General features: G+C 60.4%; 13 protein-coding genes. 1 reads left to right on the top strand and 12 read right to left on the bottom strand.

The window, feature by feature from the left end; all coding sequences use genetic code 11:
- Positions 1–184: 184 nt before the first annotated feature.
- The 5 genes from ACP7BS_RS27385 to ACP7BS_RS27365 form a co-directional block, all read right to left on the bottom strand.
- A complete protein-coding gene (locus ACP7BS_RS27385; protein ID WP_426240612.1) occupies positions 185–2,092 on the bottom strand; it encodes a bifunctional sugar phosphate isomerase/epimerase/4-hydroxyphenylpyruvate dioxygenase family protein in 1,908 nt (635 codons plus the stop codon).
- Positions 2,089–2,976, bottom strand: a complete 888-nt coding sequence (locus tag ACP7BS_RS27380; RefSeq protein ID WP_426232842.1) for a shikimate dehydrogenase — start codon at positions 2,974–2,976, stop codon at positions 2,089–2,091. The genes ACP7BS_RS27385 and ACP7BS_RS27380 overlap by 4 nt, the downstream gene beginning before the upstream one ends.
- Before the next feature lie 66 nt (positions 2,977–3,042).
- Positions 3,043–4,056 (bottom strand): TRAP transporter substrate-binding protein, encoded by a 1,014-nt coding sequence (locus tag ACP7BS_RS27375; RefSeq protein WP_426232840.1) that lies wholly within the window; start codon positions 4,054–4,056, stop codon positions 3,043–3,045.
- Positions 4,057–4,123: 67 nt separating this feature from the next.
- Positions 4,124–5,404 (bottom strand): TRAP transporter large permease, encoded by a 1,281-nt coding sequence (locus ACP7BS_RS27370; protein ID WP_426232838.1) that lies wholly within the window; start codon positions 5,402–5,404, stop codon positions 4,124–4,126.
- 10 nt (positions 5,405–5,414) lie between these two features.
- Positions 5,415–5,975 (bottom strand): TRAP transporter small permease, encoded by a 561-nt coding sequence (locus ACP7BS_RS27365; protein ID WP_426232836.1) that lies wholly within the window; start codon positions 5,973–5,975, stop codon positions 5,415–5,417.
- A 283-nt stretch (positions 5,976–6,258) separates the two neighbouring features.
- On the opposite strand from ACP7BS_RS27365, the gene ACP7BS_RS27360 reads away from it, so the two are divergent.
- A complete protein-coding gene (locus ACP7BS_RS27360; RefSeq protein WP_426240611.1) occupies positions 6,259–6,897 on the top strand; it encodes a TetR/AcrR family transcriptional regulator in 639 nt (212 codons plus the stop codon).
- A gap of 13 nt (positions 6,898–6,910) precedes the next feature.
- Here ACP7BS_RS27360 and ACP7BS_RS27355 read toward each other — a convergent pair whose 3' ends face one another.
- The 7 genes from ACP7BS_RS27355 to ACP7BS_RS27325 all read right to left on the bottom strand — a co-directional run bounded on the left by ACP7BS_RS27355 (position 6,911) and on the right by ACP7BS_RS27325 (position 17,516).
- The gene (locus ACP7BS_RS27355; RefSeq protein ID WP_426232832.1) at positions 6,911–7,702 is read right to left on the bottom strand and encodes an ABC transporter permease; all 792 of its coding nucleotides are present in this window, start codon (positions 7,700–7,702) and stop codon (positions 6,911–6,913) included.
- Positions 7,699–8,568, bottom strand: coding sequence for an ABC transporter permease (locus tag ACP7BS_RS27350; protein ID WP_426240610.1), 870 nt, complete (start codon positions 8,566–8,568; stop codon positions 7,699–7,701). The genes ACP7BS_RS27355 and ACP7BS_RS27350 overlap by 4 nt, the downstream gene beginning before the upstream one ends.
- 59 nt (positions 8,569–8,627) lie before the next feature.
- Positions 8,628–9,806, bottom strand: coding sequence for an ABC transporter substrate-binding protein (locus tag ACP7BS_RS27345; RefSeq protein WP_426240609.1), 1,179 nt, complete (start codon positions 9,804–9,806; stop codon positions 8,628–8,630).
- 50 nt (positions 9,807–9,856) lie between these two features.
- Entirely contained in the window at positions 9,857–10,942 is a 1,086-nt protein-coding gene (locus tag ACP7BS_RS27340; RefSeq protein WP_426240608.1) for an ABC transporter ATP-binding protein, read from the bottom strand.
- 1 nt (position 10,943) lies between these two features.
- On the bottom strand, positions 10,944–13,007 hold the full coding sequence (locus tag ACP7BS_RS27335) for a hydantoinase/oxoprolinase family protein (RefSeq protein ID WP_426240607.1): 2,064 nt from the start codon (positions 13,005–13,007) through the stop codon (positions 10,944–10,946).
- A complete protein-coding gene (locus tag ACP7BS_RS27330; RefSeq protein ID WP_426232822.1) occupies positions 13,004–14,698 on the bottom strand; it encodes a hydantoinase B/oxoprolinase family protein in 1,695 nt (564 codons plus the stop codon). The genes ACP7BS_RS27335 and ACP7BS_RS27330 overlap by 4 nt, the downstream gene beginning before the upstream one ends.
- Positions 14,699–14,816: 118 nt before the next feature.
- The gene (locus ACP7BS_RS27325; protein WP_426240606.1) at positions 14,817–17,516 is read right to left on the bottom strand and encodes a LuxR C-terminal-related transcriptional regulator; all 2,700 of its coding nucleotides are present in this window, start codon (positions 17,514–17,516) and stop codon (positions 14,817–14,819) included.
- Positions 17,517–17,552: the final 36 nt, after the last annotated feature.

Raw genomic sequence — 17,552 nt, 5'->3', positions numbered from 1 at the left:
CTGTTGTTTGCTCGGGTGTACAGCATAGCGATTAAAAATCCGTTCGCGCACAGCTGCAGCGGGTTTAGGTGATTGATTTGAAATGGTTTAAGTCAGCGGTGCGCGCGGGTTTCGACACTTTGCTGGAGGGGCGGGAAACAGGCCACCCAAATCAGAAGAAGGGGTCTTGCCAGCCTTCGGCATGTTATTCCGGCCGTTTCTGAGCAACGGCGGGCATGCCTTCCGGCCGGATCTGCTTCTTCAGCGCAGCGATGCGGAAGATGGCGTTGGCAGCACCGTAGCCACGATAGCCGCGGCGTTCGACGATCTCGAAGAAGAAGCCTTCGCCGTAGGTGCCACTGTAGAGCTGGAAGAATTCGCCGTGCTCGTCGCGGTCGTAGAGGATGTTTTCCATTTTCAGCCGCTCGCTCAGCTCCGGGGCGAGGCCGAACCGAGCTTCTACGTCGTCGTAATAGTTGGGCGAAATGTGCAGTGGCTGGAAGCCGTTCCGTTTCAACGCTGCTGCCGTGGCGAAGATATCGTCCGTGCTGAACGCCAGATGCTGGATGCCCGATCCGAAGGTTTCGGCAATGAAATGACCGGCAAGCGTGCGGCGGTTTTCCGCGCCGTTCAGGGTAATGCGCAGGGTGCCTGCGGTATTCTCGATCACCTGGCTGCGCACGACGCCGGCCGGATCGATGATATCCACCATCGGCGTCTTTTGCGTCTCAAAGATAGCGGTATAGAACAGCAGCCAGGTCAGCATCTCCTCGTAGGCGACCGTCTGGGCGATATGATCGATGGTGCACAGATGTGCCGGCTGGCTTTCGTTCCCGTCCGTGACAGGGACAAAATCGATATCCCAGATGCGGCCGAGATCGGCTTTCCCGTCCAGCAGGTAGATCAACCCACCGCCGACGCCGCGGATGGCCGGAATTGCCAGTTCGCCGGTGCCGACCGGCTGGCTGAAGGGTTCTGCCCCCAACGCCACCGCCCGCGCCATGGCCTCGCCAGCGTCGCCGACCACGAGCGCCACCGCATAGGCCGACGGTCCGTGGACTGCGTAGGACGCATTGGCAAAACCTGCCCGCTCGGTGTTGACCAAAAGCCGGATGTCGCCCTGGCTGTAGACCTGCACTTGCTTGCTCTTGTGCTGCGCAGTGTTGCGGAAGCCAAGTGTGCGCAGCAGAGCGATCAGGTCCGTGGCGTCGGTTTCATCAAGGGAGAACTCGACGAAGCCGATGGTCTTCACCGCCGCGCGTTCCGGCATCTCGGCAACTGTGAGGCCCGACGCGTTCGGATTGCGCCGCACGCGGTCACCCAGCGTGATCAGCGAGCGATAGCCATCGGCAGCAATCGCCTTGGCGGAGCCGCCACGAAACTGGTCGTTGAAGATTTCCAGTGAGAAGTAGCCGTCATAGCCCGTTTCGGCGATCGCGGTGGTAAAGGCGTTGACCGGCAGGTCGCCTTCGCCCGGCATGTTGCGGAAATGGCGGCTCCAGTACAGCAGATCCATGTCGATCAGCGGCGCGTCGGCCAGCTGGACGATGAAGATTTTTTCCTTGGGGATCGAGCGGATCGAATTGATGTCGATCTTGCGCGCCAAGGTGTGGAAGCTGTCGAGGATCAGGCCGATATTGGGGTGATCGGCCCGCCGGACGATTTCCCACGCATCCCGATGGTCGAAAATGTGCTTTCCCCAGGCCAGCGCCTCGTAGCCAACCCTCAGACCGCGTTTGGCCGCGCGTTCGCCGAGTTCCTGGAAATCCGCTGCGGCCCGGTCGATGCCACCCAGCGACACCGGCGACACATTGGAGCAGACCAGCACGAGATCGGTGCCGAGCTGCTGCATGATATCGAACTTGCGTTCGGCGCGGTCGAAGGTACGGGTGCGATAAGGCTCCGGCATGCCCTCGAAATCGCGGAATGGCTGGAACAACGTGATTTCCAGCCCATGGTCGCGCACCATCCGGCCGACGTCCGCCGGGCTGCCGTCGAAGGCCAGGAAATCGTTCTCGAAGATTTCGACGCCGTCAAATCCTGCCTTGGCGATTGCCGCCAGCTTTTCCGGAAGCTCGCCGCTGATCGATACGGTGGCGATTGAGGTCTTCATTGCGAATCCTCGCTTGGACGGCTTCCAGACGTCAGATTGTCGAAATGCCGCATCATCCGGTAGGCGTCCGGCTTGCGTCCGGTGAAGAGGCTGAAAGCGCCAACGGCCTGGAAGACGGCCATACCACCACCATCCAATACCCGGCATCCCCGAAGCCTTGCCGTCTTCAGAAGCTCGGTTTCGAGCGGGAAATAGACGATTTCAGCCACCCAATGGCGGGGTGAAAGCAGTTCAGGCGGAAGCGGGACACCGGGATATTTCGCCATCCCGGTCGGGGTCGCATGGATCAGGCCGGATGCTGATCCCATCGCTGCCGCCAAGTGATCGGGTGCCGCAATTGTTGCTTCCGGGAATAGTGCGGACAGAGCCTGCGCCAGTTGGGTTGCCCGCTCCGGTGCGAGATCGAACACCGCGAGGTTTTTCAGGCCAAGCGACAGGATGGCATAGGCGGTGGCGACACCGGCACCGCCCGCACCGATCTGGACCGCAGCCTCAAGATCGGCATCAGGCAAGCCGCGCCGAAAACTCTCGGCAAACCCCCACCAGTCGGTGTTATGACCGTATCGCCGGCCGTTCCTGAGAACGACGGTGTTTACGGCATTTAATGCGCGTGCCTCGTCGGAAAGTTCGTCCAGATAGGGGATCACCAGCTGCTTGCAGGGATGGGTAATGTTGAGGCCGCTCAAACCGCGTTGCTCCGCCTGGTTCAAAAGATCCGGCAAGCTTTCTGGCGTCAGGTCGAGCTGGTTGAGGTCGATCAGTTCGTAATCATAGGTAAAACCTTGGGCAGCGCCTTCCTGCATGTGCATCGCCGGTGTCAGCGAAGCCTGGATGCCCGCGCCGATCAATCCGGCTTTCAAGGGTTTCAGACGTGTTTCGACCATTGCAGCAGGTTCCATGATTGTCGGGAGAAATGAGCCGGCCCACCCAAAGGCGGGCCGGCGAAGGCATTACTGGCCGCGGGCCGCCGCAAGTTCCTTGAAGAGCAACGAGACGGTGTCAGGGCCGATTTCGCCGCTGAACTTGTCAACCAGCGGCTTGACGGCGTCGCGCAGCTTCTGGGTTTCTTCCGGGCCAAGCTCGGAGACTTCCATGCCGGTTGCCTTGATCTCGGCCATCGCCTTGGCATCCACCTCGCGCGAAACCTTGCGCTGATAGTCGCGGGCTTCGATCGCCGCCGACTGGATGACAGCCTTTTCCTCGTCGTTCAGCTTGTCCCAGAAGGCCTTGCTGATCAGCACGATCTGCGGATTGTACTGGTGACGGGTCACCGTCATGTATTTCTGCACTTCGAAGAACTTGGCGTTGAGGATGTTGGCGGCCGGGTTTTCCTGGCCGTCCACAGTGCCGGTTTCCAGCGCCGTGTAGAGTTCGGTATAAGGCAGCGGAACGGCATTGGCGCCGAGGCCGTTGAACAGCTCGATCGGGATCGGAGATTGCAGCGTGCGGATCTTCAGGCCCTTGATGTCTTCGAGCTTGGTGACCGGATGACGGTTGTTGGTGAGATTGCGGAAGCCCAGTTCCCAGTAGGCAAGGCCAACGAGGCCGGTATCCGGGAGTTTATCGGACAGGCTCTGGCCGAACGGGCCGTCCATGACCTTGTCGGCTTCCTCGCCGCTGTTGAACAGGAACGGCAGGTCGACCGCGCCGAACGCCTTGACGTTGCTCGCCAGAATGCCGGCATTCAGCACCAACATCTCGACGACGCCACCCTGCAGCGACGAAACGGTCTGCACATCGCCGCCGAGCACGCCGCCCGGAAACAGTTTGACGTCGATCTTGCCGCCGCTCTTTTCCTTGACGATCTCGGCAAACTTTTCCATGCCGGTGACTTGCGGATGGCCTTTATTGTTTGCACTGGCAAATTTCACCGTGGTTTCACGGATTTCGGCCGAAGCGGTACCCGCCAAAAGCATTGCGGGCAGAGCGAGCCCCAACGCCATTTTCATCATCCTGTTCAACATGTTTTCCTCCCAGATTTTGGCCGGTGTTTCCCGGCCGGTTGAATGGTTTTAACAAATGCCTTCCGCCTCAATGTCCGAACCAGGCAACCGGTGCCATCACCAGTTGTGGGAAGAGAACAAGGAGGAAAAGCACGATCAGTTCGGCGATCAGGAAGGGCATGACGCCCTTCATCAGATCCTCCATCGACAGCTTGGAAACGCCGCAGATGACATTGAGAACCGTGCCGACAGGCGGAGTGATCAGGCCGATGGAATTGTTGATGATGAACAAGACGCCGAAATAAACGGGATCAATGCCCGCCTGCTTGATGACCGGCATCAGCACGGGCGTCATGATCAGGATCGTCGGTGTCATGTCCATGGCGGTGCCGACCAGCACGATCAGCACCATGATGGCGATCAGCAGCAGCGTTTGGTTGTCCATCAGCGGCTCAAGCAGCGCGACGAGATCGCCGGGCACATCCGCAACCGTGATCAGCCAGGCGGAGACGGCAGCACAGGCAACGAGGAACATCACCACGGATGTGATCTTTGCCGCCGCCACGAAGACGTGAAACACCCGGGACGGCGGCAGCTCGCGATAGATCACCATGGCGACGAACAGCGAATAGACGGCGGCAACAACACCGGCTTCCGTCGGTGTGAAGACACCGAACTTCAGGCCGAAGACGATGATTAGCGGCAGCATCAACGCCCAAATGGCATCGACGAAGGCTTTCAGGCGGACTGCACCGCTTTGCCGGGGCGGCAGCGCGAACTGCTCCTTGCGCGCCACCAGAAGCCAGGTGACGCAGAGCGCCAGCGCAATCAGCAGGCCCGGCACGATACCGGCCAGGAAGAGTTTGGTGATCGAAACGCCGCCGATCACGCCATAGAGGATGAAACCGATGGATGGCGGGATGATCGGGCCGATGACCGAGGCGGATGCCAGAAGGCCGCCGGTGCGGGCCGGGTCATGGCCCGATTTCAGCATCATCGGGTAGAGCAGCGCGCCGAGCGCTGCCGCATCCGCCACCGCAGAGCCGGAAAGGCTGGAGAGAACACAGGCGGCAAAGATCGCCACGAAACCCAGTCCGCCACGTACATGGCCGACCAGCGCCATGGCAAGATTGACGATCCGGCGCGACAGGCCGCCGGTGTTCATCACCTCGCCAGCCAGAAGAAAGAACGGCACGGCCATCAGCGGAAAGCTGTCGGCACCATTCATCACATTCTGCGCGACGATCTGAGCATCGAAAATGCCCATATACATCATCAGTGCAACGCCGCTGAGGATCAGGGCAAAGGCAATCGGCACGCCGAGTGCCATGGGACCGAGAAGTGCACCGAGGAAAATCGTCAGGGTCATGGTGTTCTCCTCAGATCTTCGCGCCGGTGACGGCTGGCGGTGCGGGGTGATCGTCGAGAGCCACCTGTTCCTCGCTGTCACGGACGAACTCGGCGGTGGTCACGTCGATGCGGCCGGTCGCGACGCAAAACGCGTCCCAGAGGATGATGAGGAAGGTTGGGATTCCGAAGGCCAGGCCGGCGCCATAGAAGAAGCCCATGGACAGGCCGGTTGCAGGCATCGTCGCCGGTAGGTTGATGATCGTCTGTGTCCAGCTGCCGCTGATCATCAGCGCGGTTGCCAGCAGCATCAAACCCTGCCCCGCCAGAACGGCCAGCTTGGCGCCGACCGGCGGCAGACGCTTGATCAGCGAATCGACGCCGAGATGGCCGTGTTCGCGCATGGCAACGACCGCACCCAGGAATGTCAGCCAGATGAAGAAGACCCGGGATAGTTCTTCGGACGAGGTAATGCCCTGATTGAAGGCATAGCGCAGCACGACATTGCCGAACACCAAAACGACCATGGCGGCGAGCAGCAAGGCGATAATCGCCTTCAGGCCCAGAAAATAAAAATCGATGATGCGTGTCATGCCTGTCCCCCAAATGGATTCCGTCGTGGCGATTGTGCGTCCTGTGCTGCATCCGCAGCGGCCGCACAATGCCGTGACCAGGTATCCGCACTGGCGCCTCCTCCTCAGGGATAACCAGTGCGAGATTAAAATGTACGAACTGGTACGTATGTCAAGAGGCATCTATTGAAAGCACGCTGTAAGCTGACTATGACTTGATGGGCATACGGGGTAACCGGATGCGGATTCGCGTGTGGGAGACATGTGGACGGACGAGCGAGGCGCCGGGAGGGAGCGGCGGAGCATGGCAAGCAAGGCTGAAAACGGCAGGAAAAACGATCCGCAACGCACGCAGGAGAACATCCTTGAGGTGGCGACGGAAGAGTTCTCCACGCATGGCCTTGCCGGCGGGCGCGTCGATGCCATTGCCGAGCGGACCCGCACGTCCAAGCGCATGATCTATTATTATTTCGGCAGCAAGGAGGGCCTCTATCTTGCGGTGCTGGAGCGCTCCTATCGCAAGATCCGCACGCTGGAGGCGGACCTTCAGCTCTCCAATCTGGAACCGGAAGAGGCGTTGCGGGTGCTGATCTCGACCACCTTCGACCATGACGAGGCGCATCCGGATTTCGTGCGTCTGGTCAGCATCGAAAACATCCATCATGCCGCCCATATGCTGCGCTCGGAGGCAATCCGCGACCTCAACGTCTCCGTCATCGAGACGATCGCCGGTATTCTTGAGCGTGGCGTCAACCAGCGTGTCTTCACACGCCAGGCCGATCCGATCGACATTCACATGATGATCAGCGCGTTCTGCTTTTTCCGCGTTTCAAACCGCTACACTTTCGGCTCGATCTTTCGCCGCGATCTCTCCGAGCCCGGCACGATCGAACGCCACCGCACGATGATTGCCGATGCCGTTATCGGTTACCTGAAAGCGTAAGAGCCCGTCTGGGTCAGTTCCGGCGCAGCATGAAATGCAGCGAGGCCAGGGCAACACAGGCCACCGAAACCAGGAAAATCGCGCCCGACATCGCGTAGATCACCGGTGATGCGCCCGAGTTCATTTTGCCGAACAGAACCACCGGCAAAGTATTCTGGCGGCCGGCCAGATAGAAGGCGCGGGTGAATTCGTTGAGCGACAGCAGGAACGAAAAGATGAAGGCGCTGATCAGGCCAGGGCGAATCAGCGGCAATGTAATATCGACGAACTGGCGCCACCATGTCGCGCCGAGATCGGCCGCAGCGGTCAGATAGGAACGGCGCACGGCGGCGAAACTGGTGAGAATGACGATGAACGCGAAAGGCATCGCCCACAACAGATGACCGGCGATCACCGTCAGGCTCGAGGCCTTGATGCCGCTGCGCGTGAAGACGGCAGATAGCGCAAGTCCCTGGATGACCCCCGGCACGAACATCGGCAGGATCACCGTCAGGAACCAGGCCGTTCGCCGTGCCCGCAATTCGAAATAGGCAAGGGCTGCCAGCAGCGACATGCCGGTCGCCAGTACCGCCGTTATCGTCGCGATCATCAGCGATTGCTGCAACGCCCCGACAAGCGCCCGGTCATTCGGGAGTGCCGCATACCATGTGAGGCTGAGATCGGAGAGGCGCGGCAGGCCGGGCTGCAAGGCCGGATTGAAGGATGCTGCCAGCAGATAGAGCGGCGGCGCATAGATGACGATCAATCCGGCGATGGTGATTGCCCAGAGCAGGACGCGGTTGGATAGACCTTCCCGGATCATCATGGCGACTGATCCTCAAACAGTGAGGCAAGCCCGAAAATGCGGTTGCCGATCAGCACAAGACCGAAGATCACGATCAGCACGATGGTGGAAATGGCGAAGGCCAGCGGGTAGTTGGCGACGCGCATGACGTCGTTGATCATCACCGAGACGATCGACGCTCCGGCACCACCCAGCATCTGCACCTCGGTGGAGGAGCCCACCACCATGACGAAAACGAACAGGAAGCCGGCAAAGATGCCGGACATGGTCAGCGGCAACAGGATGCTGGTCAGGCTTTTCCAGAAGCCGGCACCCAGATCCTGGGCCGCGGCAAGAAAGGCCGGATCGACGCGGCGCATCGACAGGAGCAGGGGGAAAGTCGCAAACGGCAGATAGGAGGCGACCAGCCCGACGACAACAGCAAAATTGCTGAACAGTAGCCAGTCGAGCGGCGCGTTGGTGATGCCCAAATCCTGCAGCCAGGTATTGAGCACCCCGGTACGCCCAAGCACCAGCCGCCAGGAGAAGGATCGGATCAGATACGATGTAAAAAAGGGAATAGTGATCAAGGCCAACAGGATGATGCCGAGCCTGCGACCGGCGAGGAAATGTACGGCATAGGCCGTCGGATAGGCGATGAGCAGGCAGAGCAGCGCCGTGGCGAAGGCTTTGACCAGCGTCGAGACGATCACCGTCCAGCGCCCCGCTTCCAGTATGCCCGCATATCCAACGAGGCTCAGGTCTGGCTTGATCCAATAAGTCGAGGGATCCCAGCTCCAGAAACTCCAGACGACAACGATGGTCAGCGGCGCCAGCCCAAACGCCAGGATCGCCAGCAATGGCGGCGTCATCAAAACCGATGAAATTGGCAGGCGCGGTCCGGTCATGGTTGTCCTTAAAGAGCGGGCGGTAGCGGCAAGGCGTTTGCCGCTACCTGTCATCAACTTCAGGCGTTGCGCAGCTTCTGCCACCATTCTTCGTAGAGCTGGAAATTGTCCGGCCGGGCATTCTGCCAATAAATCTTGCCGGCAAACTTAGCCTTCACGTGTTCGGCCAGCTTCTCGACCTCCTCCGGCTTGTATTCATCCGGGTGGGCCTTGGCGTAGGCGACGTTGTTATCCGTCGGCACGAGATAGCCGCGCGCCTGGCCGAGTTCGCATCCGTAGAAGCCTCCGAGCAGACCATCGACGAATTTATGGGCGGTGTCCGAAACACCGCGATCGCCGGCGCCCTTGAGCAGAACCATGTTATTGCCCCAGCCCTCGTAACCTTCGACGGGGGTGGCATATTCCACCTGGAGCCCGCGCTTGCGGCCTTCGTAGACGATCGGCTCCCAGCCGGTCATGGCATCGACTTCCTGATCGGCGACGAGCTGGACGCCCTGCTCCCAGCCGTTCCAGAAGGTACGGAACTGGCCGTCGGACTTGTGCTTGATCAGGAATTCCATGACCAGGCCAAGTTCGGACTCAGACAGATTGCCGGGATCGGCGATCGGCTGGTTTTCGCTTTCCTTCAGATACATCGCGGTAAAGATGGCGCTGTTGATCCAGGCATCTTCCATCGCCACGCGGCCCTTCAGTTTCGGATCGAAGATCGCGCCATAGCTGTCGATCTTGCCGAGCTTGTCGGGGCGGTAAATGATCGAGTCGGCATTGACCACGGCCGGAATGCCGTACTGCTTGCCCTCCTGTTTCAGGTAGGGAATGTCCTTTGCCCATTGCCAAAGGCTTTCATAGTTGGGGATCTTGGCGGTATCCCAGGGAATGATCACGCCCTGGCGTGCCAGCTCCTTTTCGGCACCACCCTGGAAGCCGCCGATATCGAAGAGATCGTTGGCATTGCCGGCGGCCAGGCGAGCGATGACCGGGCCGAGATCATTGCCATTATCGGTGAATTCCGGCGTAACGCCGGTCTGCTTGGCAAATTCCGGCCATTTCTCGCCGATATCCAGCGTTGCGGTTGCCCAAAACGCCACAGTCGCAGCATCCTGGGCGGCAAGGCGCGAGGCGAAACCCAAGCCGCCTGCCGACAGCGCAATACCACCCGCCCCCATCAGCTTTAGGAAGTCACGCCGTTGCACATTGCTGTGTTGCCGGGGCAAAAATGGCCTGCTCTGTTTTGTCATGATCATTCCCCTTTTGGTTTTTGGCATGCATTGAATGTTGGGCTCTGGTTTCATCCTGCCGGCGGTAATCCTGCGTTGGAAATCAGCACCGCTGCGTCGGGCTTGAGGCCGACGGGGACCTGTTGCCCGGCGGAAAGCTGTCCGATATCCGTGTCGGCGTCGATGGCGATCACCAGTGTCTGGCCATCGGCAAAAGCGAGTTTCAGATCGCGATGCAGACCGCGAAACGTCGTTTCGACGACCGTCAGCATCAAAGCATGCTGCAAGCCTTGCGGCGCAAGAAACAGCCGGTCGGGCCGGATGGCAATGACGCTGGCCATAGGATCGGCAGCGCCTTGTGCGCGGAGTGGTAGCTTTTGGCCGGCGACGGTCGCTACCGTCTGGCCAGCGGTCGCGACCACACTTTCGGGCCGCAAGAGCGTATCTATCCCCACGAAGCGAGCGACAAACGCGTTGGCAGGCGCCTCGAAGAAACGGGCGGGGGCATCCACTTGTTCGATCCGCCCCTTGTGCATCACCGCCATGCGATCCGACAGGCTCAGCGCCTCGTCCTGATTGTGTGTGACGAGAATGAAAGTTGCGCCGGTGCGCTTGTGCAGCCGGCCGAATTCGTCGCGCATCTGCTGGCGCAGACGTTCGTCGAGGCCGGTCAAAGGTTCGTCGAGCAAAAGAATGCCTGGTTCCATCACCAGAGCGCGGGCAAGCGCTACGCGCTGCCGCTGGCCGCCTGAGAGGAGATTGACGTCGCGCGGACCAAAGCCCGAGAGTTCGACCAGATCCAGGGCATCGTTGATCTTGGTTTCCAGCGAGGCGCCTGAGAGGCCTTTCAGACGCAAACCATAGCCGACGTTCTGAGAGACGCTCATATGGGGGAATAGGGCGAGGCTCTGGAACACCGTATTGACCGGCCGTTTGTTGGCTGGCAGATCGCCTAAGTCCTTGCCGTCGAAGGCGACGCGTCCCGAGGTCTGCCTGTCAAAGCCGCCGATGAGCTTCAGAAGCGAGCTTTTCCCGCATCCGGACGAACCGAGCAGGGTGAAGAATTCGCCGGCCTTGATGTCGAGGGTGACATCATCGAGCGCTTTGACCGGTCCATATTCCCGGCTGACACGATCAATCTGGATCGATATCGCCATCTTACCTCGCCTCACCATTGCTCTCGCGGATGATCAGGATACCCGTATCCGTCACCTCAAGCACCTGGTTTTCCAGAACGAGTGTCGTCGCCGTTGCTTCCTCCACGATCATCGGCCCCTCGATCACTTGCCCCGCTCCCAGCAGGCCTCGCTGATAGACCGGGCATGGAACCCAGCCGAGCGCTGCACCGAAATAAACATCGCGGCGGGCGGTCATGGCCGCATGGGCACTACTACCGGTTGCAGACAGTGACGGCAAGGTAATCACGGGACCGTTCAGAACAGCTTCAAGGTGAAGGGTGGTGATCTCGATTCCGGCGTTGGCCAAGCGGAACGAATAGGCGCGTTCATGTGCCGCATGAAAGCGTTCGGCAAAACTCCCGGCATCGTCACGGCGATCGAATTGGGCAAAGACGCCATGCTCTTGCCCACGATAGCGGGCCTCGACCTGGTAGGTGAAGCGGATGTCAGCATCGTGGCCCTTGGCGAAATAGGCGATGGCTTCGGCTTCGAGGTCATCGAACCGGCCTGATAATTCGTCCAGCGCCTCCGCCGTCAACGCCGAAAACCACGTGCTGCGAAAATCGGCGCGCGGTTCCGCCGCCAGCATGCCCCAGGCGGAAAAAATGCCCGGATGCGGCGGAATGATGGTTGCCTTGACGCTCAGGTCCCGGCCGAGGCGGGTGGCCAGCGCAGGTCCCGCACCGCCGCTGACGACAAAAGCCGCATCGCGTGGATCGTGACCACGCTGGACCGTCACCAGCTTCAAGGCGTTGATCATGCTGGCATGCGCAATGTCGATAATGGCGATTGCCGCATCCTCGACACTCATGCCGAGTGGGGTGGCAACGGTGGCGATCGCATCGGCTGCCTTCTGCTTGTCCAGATGCATGCTGCCACCGGCAAAGGTGGCCGGATCAAAGATGCCGACGGTCAGAATGGCGTCCGACAGCGTCGGCTTCTTGCCGCCATGTCCATAGCAGGCAGGTCCGGGAGTGGAGCCTGCACTCTCGGGCCCGACGCGCAACGCGCCCCGATCGTCGATGCGGGCAATCGAGCCACCGCCGGAGCCGATCTCGACGATATCCACCACCGGCACCTGCACCGGGTGGCCGGGGCGGATGCGGGTGTGTTCGAGCTTGTAGTCGACATTCAAGGTCGGGCGACCGCCATGAATCAGCGAACATTTGGCGGTGGTGCCACCGACATCGAGCGAAAGGACTTCGCTTTCACCGAGAGCCTCTCCGATCCGCGCCGCGCCGGCAACACCGCCCGCAGGACCGGATTCGACGAGGGTCAACGGGCTGTCCACCGCCTGATCGAAAGTCGAGATGCCGCCGTTGGACTGCATCGCGTAATAGGGGCAGGTCAGGCCGCGTTTCATCAACGCATCTTCCAGCCGCTCGAAATAGTACTGGATGATCGGCTGGACATAGGCGTTCAGCACCGCCGTGTTGGTGCGCTCGTATTCCCGCCATTGCCGCGATACGGCATGGCTGGCACAGACCGTGACCTCTGGAAGCGCGTCGGCGAGAATGCCCGCACACAGAATTTCATGTTCGGGGTTGGCGTAGCTGTGCAGGAACAGAATGGCGATTGCCTCGATCTTTTCCTCCTTGCAGCGGGCAATGATCGGCCGCAGGTCATCAAGTTCGAGCGGCAGGACAATGTGACCGGAAGCGTCGAGCCGTTCGCGCACTTCAAAGCGCAAGTCCCTCGGAACGAAGGGTTCCGGACTGTGGAACTGCAGATTGTAGAGATCGGGGCGGTTTCCCCTGCCGATTTCCAGAACGTCACGAAAGCCTGCGGTGGTGACCAGCGCTGTGCGAACACCCTTGCGTTCGGTGATGGCATTGATGACAGTCGTTCCGCCATGGGCAAAGAACGTGACATCCCGCGTTCGAAGCCCACACGTCTCTTCTGCCGAAGCGATGGCGTTGAGTACGCCGCGGGATTGATTTTTGACGGTTGTCAGGCTCTTTGCCGTGAACAGTTCGCCGCTGCGTTCGTCATATCCGACGAGATCGGTGAAAGTGCCGCCGACATCGGTTGCCAGTCTGATCATCCTGAAACCTCCGTGTTGTATCCATAAAGACTTGCCGCTTGTGCCTTGGTCAGAAAGCCGTTGCGCAGGTCCTGCTCGATCAGCAGTGGCTCGCGCTTGCAGGCTTCGCCCCATCCGCCGCCGCCGCCCGTGATGACGCGCAAGACGTCCCCCTTGTTGAGATCGATATGCGCAACGCGGCCATAGGTCCGCACAGCGCCGCCCTGCACCGGTGCGATCTGCAGGGCATTGACGGTTCCCTGCCCGCCGCCATCCATGCCCCAGGGCTGCGTCGCCGTTCGCCCGAAGCTGCCATAGGCCGATGCGCCGGTGCCGAGAATTTCGTATTCCCGGACGATACCAAAGCCGCCGCGCCGGCGCCCCGCTCCCGTGCCGCCTTCGACATTGAAGCCGTAGCGCATAACCCGTAAGGGGAACCGCGCCTCGATCACTTCGACGGAGTAATTATAGGTATCGCCATCTGTCAGCGCGATCAGCGCACCGGCGCCGTCCCGGTGTTCGCTGGCGCCCCAGCCGCCATGCTGCGGCTCGATGTGGATGAACGGCTGGCCGCTACGGTCCTTGCCGGAAATGTAGACGACGCAGAGACTGGAATAGGACCCGGCGGAAAACCGCGACGGCATCAGGGGCGCCAATGCCTTCCAGACCAGTTCCGAGGCGTGCACCGAGCCCTCGTAATACCAACCGGTCGGGGACGGTTTTTCGGCGGTGAAGATCGTTCCGGACGGCGCTATGACCGTCAGCGGCCGGAACCAGCCTTCGTTGGACGGAGCCTGGGGACCGACCATCGCCTTGACGATCGTTCTAACCGCCGACTGCAATGCCCCCCGCGCGCAGTTGATGGGTCCAGCAACAGCTGGCGGGCAGCCGGTGAAATCGATGGTGATGCCATCGCCGGCAATGGTCACAGCGACCTTGACGTGGATTGGCTCCTTAATGACACCGTCGCCATCGATAATGTCGGTTGCCTCGTAGCGGCCGTCGGGAAGAGCTGCGATCGCTGCCCGGCTGCGGGTCTCGCTGGCGTTCAGAAGATTGGCGAATGCGGAATGAACGACAGAGGTCCCGTACCGGGTGGCAAGTTCGGCCATGCGGCGTCCGGCAACCCTGACGGTTGCCACCTGCGCATTGAGGTCACCCAAAGCGACATCGGGCAGGCGGACATTCTCGCTGATAATATGCAGAATTTCATCGGAAAACACATCGGCGCGAACGATCTTGACGCCCGGCAGGCGCAAGCCTTCCTGGAACACCGATGTTGCATCCGGAGCAAGGCTGCCCGGCACAGATCCGCCGACATCCAGATAGTGGGCGACATTGATGGCGTAAGCCAGGATCTCACCACCGGCGAACAGTGGCTTGACGATGGCGAAATCGCAGGCATGGGTACCGCCGGCATAGGGATCGTTGGACAGCAGGATGTCGCCATCCGCCAGATTACCGTCGAACTTCTCGATGAGCGCCTTGACCTGCACGCCGAACGTGCCGGTAAACAATGTGATGCCGTTCATCTGGGCGACCAGTTCGCCATCCGCAGTCAAGAGACCACAGGCAAAATCGAGCACTTCGTAGATGACCGGGCTCATGCTGGTGCGGGCCATGACGATCCCCATCTCATCGACGGTCGCCATCAGCTTGCCTTCGATAATCTCCTGGGTCACAGGGTCGACAAGTCTCCCGCCGGTGGTCATCGTCTGCGAACCCTCCATGCACTCAATAAGAGCAGACTAGGAGCGTTTTCCGCCTACCGGTAGCTGGTCAGATGGGTGGTGGGTTTTTCGCCGCCTACCCGTATGGGTAGGTACTTGATTACGGCAGTAAGCCAGAGTTCCGCCCAGCCGTCACTGCCGCGGTGCGGGTGGTGACGTTGAATTTGGCAAAGATATTGCGCAGGTGAAATTTGACCGTGTTGTCGCTGAGATCCAGCTGGCGGCCGATTTCCTTGTTGCTGAGACCTGCACTCAGAAGGCGCATCACGCTGCGTTCGCGCTCGGTCAGTCCGCCAGGTTCAGCTACCGTCTTGGCAGCCGCTGCGCTCGCAGAAGCACTGTCTGCCGGGGCCGGCATTGGCGGCCCATCAAGAACATGGGCCAGCCGTTGCGATATCACCTCCGGGATTTCCATCAAGGTTGCCAAACAGCGCAGGTGGCAGGTGAAATCTGCGCCTTCGATCTGCAGGATTGCCCGGTAGTCCGCCACCGGTTGCGACAGCAGCAGGTTCGACAGGCAGGCAGCTGCCCGGTCCGGCCGATCCTCGGCCAACGACAAGCGGATGTCCAGAATCTCGAGCTCGATCCGGCGCGGCACATGGGGCTTCAACGCCTGCTGTGTTCTCATGCGATCGAACACGTCGCGTGCACGCGCATTATCGCCACGCGCGGCATAAATTCGCGTCCAAAGGAGAGCTGGAACGCAACCACGAAGGTTCAGGCTGAGATTGTTGGTCGTGTCGGCATAGGCAGTCTGCACTGCAAAGCCGCTGGCTTCGGCGTACCGGACCGCCTCCTCGACACTTCCGGTAGCGACGAGAAGCGTCACCCGTTCGCCGTCAATCAGCCGCGTCAGCCGGTCGAAGCCCCGGCGGCGAGCGGCCGATCTGGCGCTGTCAATTGCGGCGTGAGCTGCGAGCACGTCGCCGTTGAGGCGAAGCACGCGCTGTTGCGCCATGAACCCAGCCGCAAGCAGATCGAACCAGGTGTCGTGGCGCTCCAGATGAGGCAGCGCCCAGGATAAGGCTGCAGAAGCCGCATCGTGCTCGCCGCGCATCGACAGAACTTCGCTCAGCAAGACCTGACCCACGGCATCAAGATCGCTGCCCTCACCGACATTGGATTGAGCCTCGGCAATCAGGCTTCGGTAAGCATCCTCGGCGCTTGCGCTATCGCCGCTGAAGAATGCCGCCTGGCCGATATGGGTATAGAGATGCATGGCGCCGAAATCCGCGCCACCATCGCGAAATGCCCGCATGGCAAGCTGACCATAGTGGATGGCGCGATCAAGGTCCGTGCGGATGAGGAAATTGTAGGCCAGCATGTTGAGTGCCAGCGCGCGGTGAATAAGCTCGATATCGCTGCCGTAAGCCAGGTCGTCTTCCAATGCGGAAAGATCGGCGGTACTGGCCCAACGATCGGTATAAAGCGACATCAGCACACGCACCACACGCAGGTCACGTGACAATATCTGGCCGGTGCACACCCGCTCGGCGATCGCCAGATAGTGGTTGGCTGCGTCGAGCTGGCCTGCCTTGGCGCTGATGACGCAGAGGCCAAGGGTTGTCAGCGGGTAGCCGGAAAGATTTATATCAGCCGCCTTGGTGATCAATGTTTGAAACAGCAATGTGCCGCCCCGAGTGGTCGCGTAAACCCGCCGCCATCCGCCGGATGTCTCGATGATTTCAGCCGCCAGTGCCGTGTCACCGGCTAAAAGCGCGTGACGGACGGCTGCTTCGCAATCGTCGCGGGTTTGAAACCAGCGGGCGGCCCTTCGCAGGAAATCATGGGTCTCTATGCCAACCCGTACGGCCTCCTCCTTGAGGAAGCTGTTGAAGACAGGGTGGCAGCGTATCCACATTCCTTGGGCATCCAGAGTGGCGATCGGCAGCGCATAGTCTGCGAGCCGATTGAAGAGTGTGGCCGCATCCGGGCTGTCGCATATCGCTGCAGCCAGCGTGCGGCTGATGGCAGGAAGTGATGCCGTCTCGACGAGGAAATGCTGAATGTCTTCGGGTAGGCTGGAGAATACCTGTTCGGACAGATAACGGGCCATCTCGGCATTGCTGCCGTCGAAGGACTCCAGAATGGAGGCGCTATCGCTGCTTTCGGCAACGAGAACACGTACCATCTGCAGCGCCACTGCCCAGCCTTCGGTGCGCTTGTTGAGTTCGCCGATCTGTTCGCGCGTGAGTTTTTCGGCCCGTCCGACAAAGAATTCCTGCGCTTCCGTGTCCGAAAAACTGAGATCAGCAACGCCGATCTGCTTGAGTTCACCATTCAGCCGAAGTGCGGAGATGGGAAACCGTGGCGCGCTGCGGGAAATCAGGACGAATTTGACATGGGCGAGCTCTTTCGCAGCCAATAGTTTTGCCAAAAGGGATTCCGTCGCATCCGTTTGGGCAAAATGATAGTCGTCCAGGAAAAGCGTGACTGCTGCTTCGATCCGGCGCAACCGGGTGATGAGTACGGATAAAAGTGTGGCGACGGGCATGTTGCTGGCATCAAGGCCCCGCCCCTCGCCCGGGTGGAGATCTTGAAGGGCTTCCAGCAGGGCGAGGAGGAAGTGGTTTTGATCGCAATCATCGGCCTCCAACGGCACCCAGACCACGTTTCCCCCGTGGTTTCTCAACAGATCGTGCCATTGCGCGGCAAAAGACGTCTTACCGTAACCGGCCGGGGCTATGATGGTCGTCAGCCGGCGCGGCGCCACACGCTGCAACTGCTGAAGCAGGTTGCGGCGCCTGACATGCTGGCCGCCATTTACCGGCGGTTGAAATCGGCTTTGCTGAGTGACCATTCCATATGTTTGCGGAGGCTGGAGCCAGATTGCAAG

The sequence above is a fragment of the Pararhizobium sp. DWP1-1-3 genome (genome assembly GCF_049896125.1).
Taxonomy (GTDB): Bacteria; Pseudomonadota; Alphaproteobacteria; order Rhizobiales; family Rhizobiaceae; genus Pararhizobium.
Note: the sequence above shows the minus strand (reverse complement) of the source record. Positions and strands in the feature narration are given on the sequence as shown.

What these genes read in the sequence shown, in the direction of transcription:
- ACP7BS_RS27365 (WP_426232836.1), bottom strand. Translation starts at nt 5,975, where the DNA reads ATGACACGCATCATCGATTTTTATTTTCTGGGCCTGAAGGCGATTATC.
- ACP7BS_RS27325 (WP_426240606.1), bottom strand. Translation starts at nt 17,516, where the DNA reads ATGGTCACTCAGCAAAGCCGATTTCAACCGCCGGTAAATGGCGGCCAG.
- ACP7BS_RS27360 (WP_426240611.1), top strand. Translation starts at nt 6,259, where the DNA reads ATGGCAAGCAAGGCTGAAAACGGCAGGAAAAACGATCCGCAACGCACG.
- ACP7BS_RS27340 (WP_426240608.1), bottom strand. Translation starts at nt 10,942, where the DNA reads ATGGCGATATCGATCCAGATTGATCGTGTCAGCCGGGAATATGGACCG.
- ACP7BS_RS27335 (WP_426240607.1), bottom strand. Translation starts at nt 13,007, where the DNA reads ATGATCAGACTGGCAACCGATGTCGGCGGCACTTTCACCGATCTCGTC.
- ACP7BS_RS27385 (WP_426240612.1), bottom strand. Translation starts at nt 2,092, where the DNA reads ATGAAGACCTCAATCGCCACCGTATCGATCAGCGGCGAGCTTCCGGAA.
- ACP7BS_RS27355 (WP_426232832.1), bottom strand. Translation starts at nt 7,702, where the DNA reads ATGATGATCCGGGAAGGTCTATCCAACCGCGTCCTGCTCTGGGCAATC.
- ACP7BS_RS27330 (WP_426232822.1), bottom strand. Translation starts at nt 14,698, where the DNA reads ATGACCACCGGCGGGAGACTTGTCGACCCTGTGACCCAGGAGATTATC.
- ACP7BS_RS27375 (WP_426232840.1), bottom strand. Translation starts at nt 4,056, where the DNA reads ATGTTGAACAGGATGATGAAAATGGCGTTGGGGCTCGCTCTGCCCGCA.
- ACP7BS_RS27370 (WP_426232838.1), bottom strand. Translation starts at nt 5,404, where the DNA reads ATGACCCTGACGATTTTCCTCGGTGCACTTCTCGGTCCCATGGCACTC.
- ACP7BS_RS27350 (WP_426240610.1), bottom strand. Translation starts at nt 8,568, where the DNA reads ATGACCGGACCGCGCCTGCCAATTTCATCGGTTTTGATGACGCCGCCA.
- ACP7BS_RS27380 (WP_426232842.1), bottom strand. Translation starts at nt 2,976, where the DNA reads ATGGTCGAAACACGTCTGAAACCCTTGAAAGCCGGATTGATCGGCGCG.
- ACP7BS_RS27345 (WP_426240609.1), bottom strand. Translation starts at nt 9,806, where the DNA reads ATGACAAAACAGAGCAGGCCATTTTTGCCCCGGCAACACAGCAATGTG.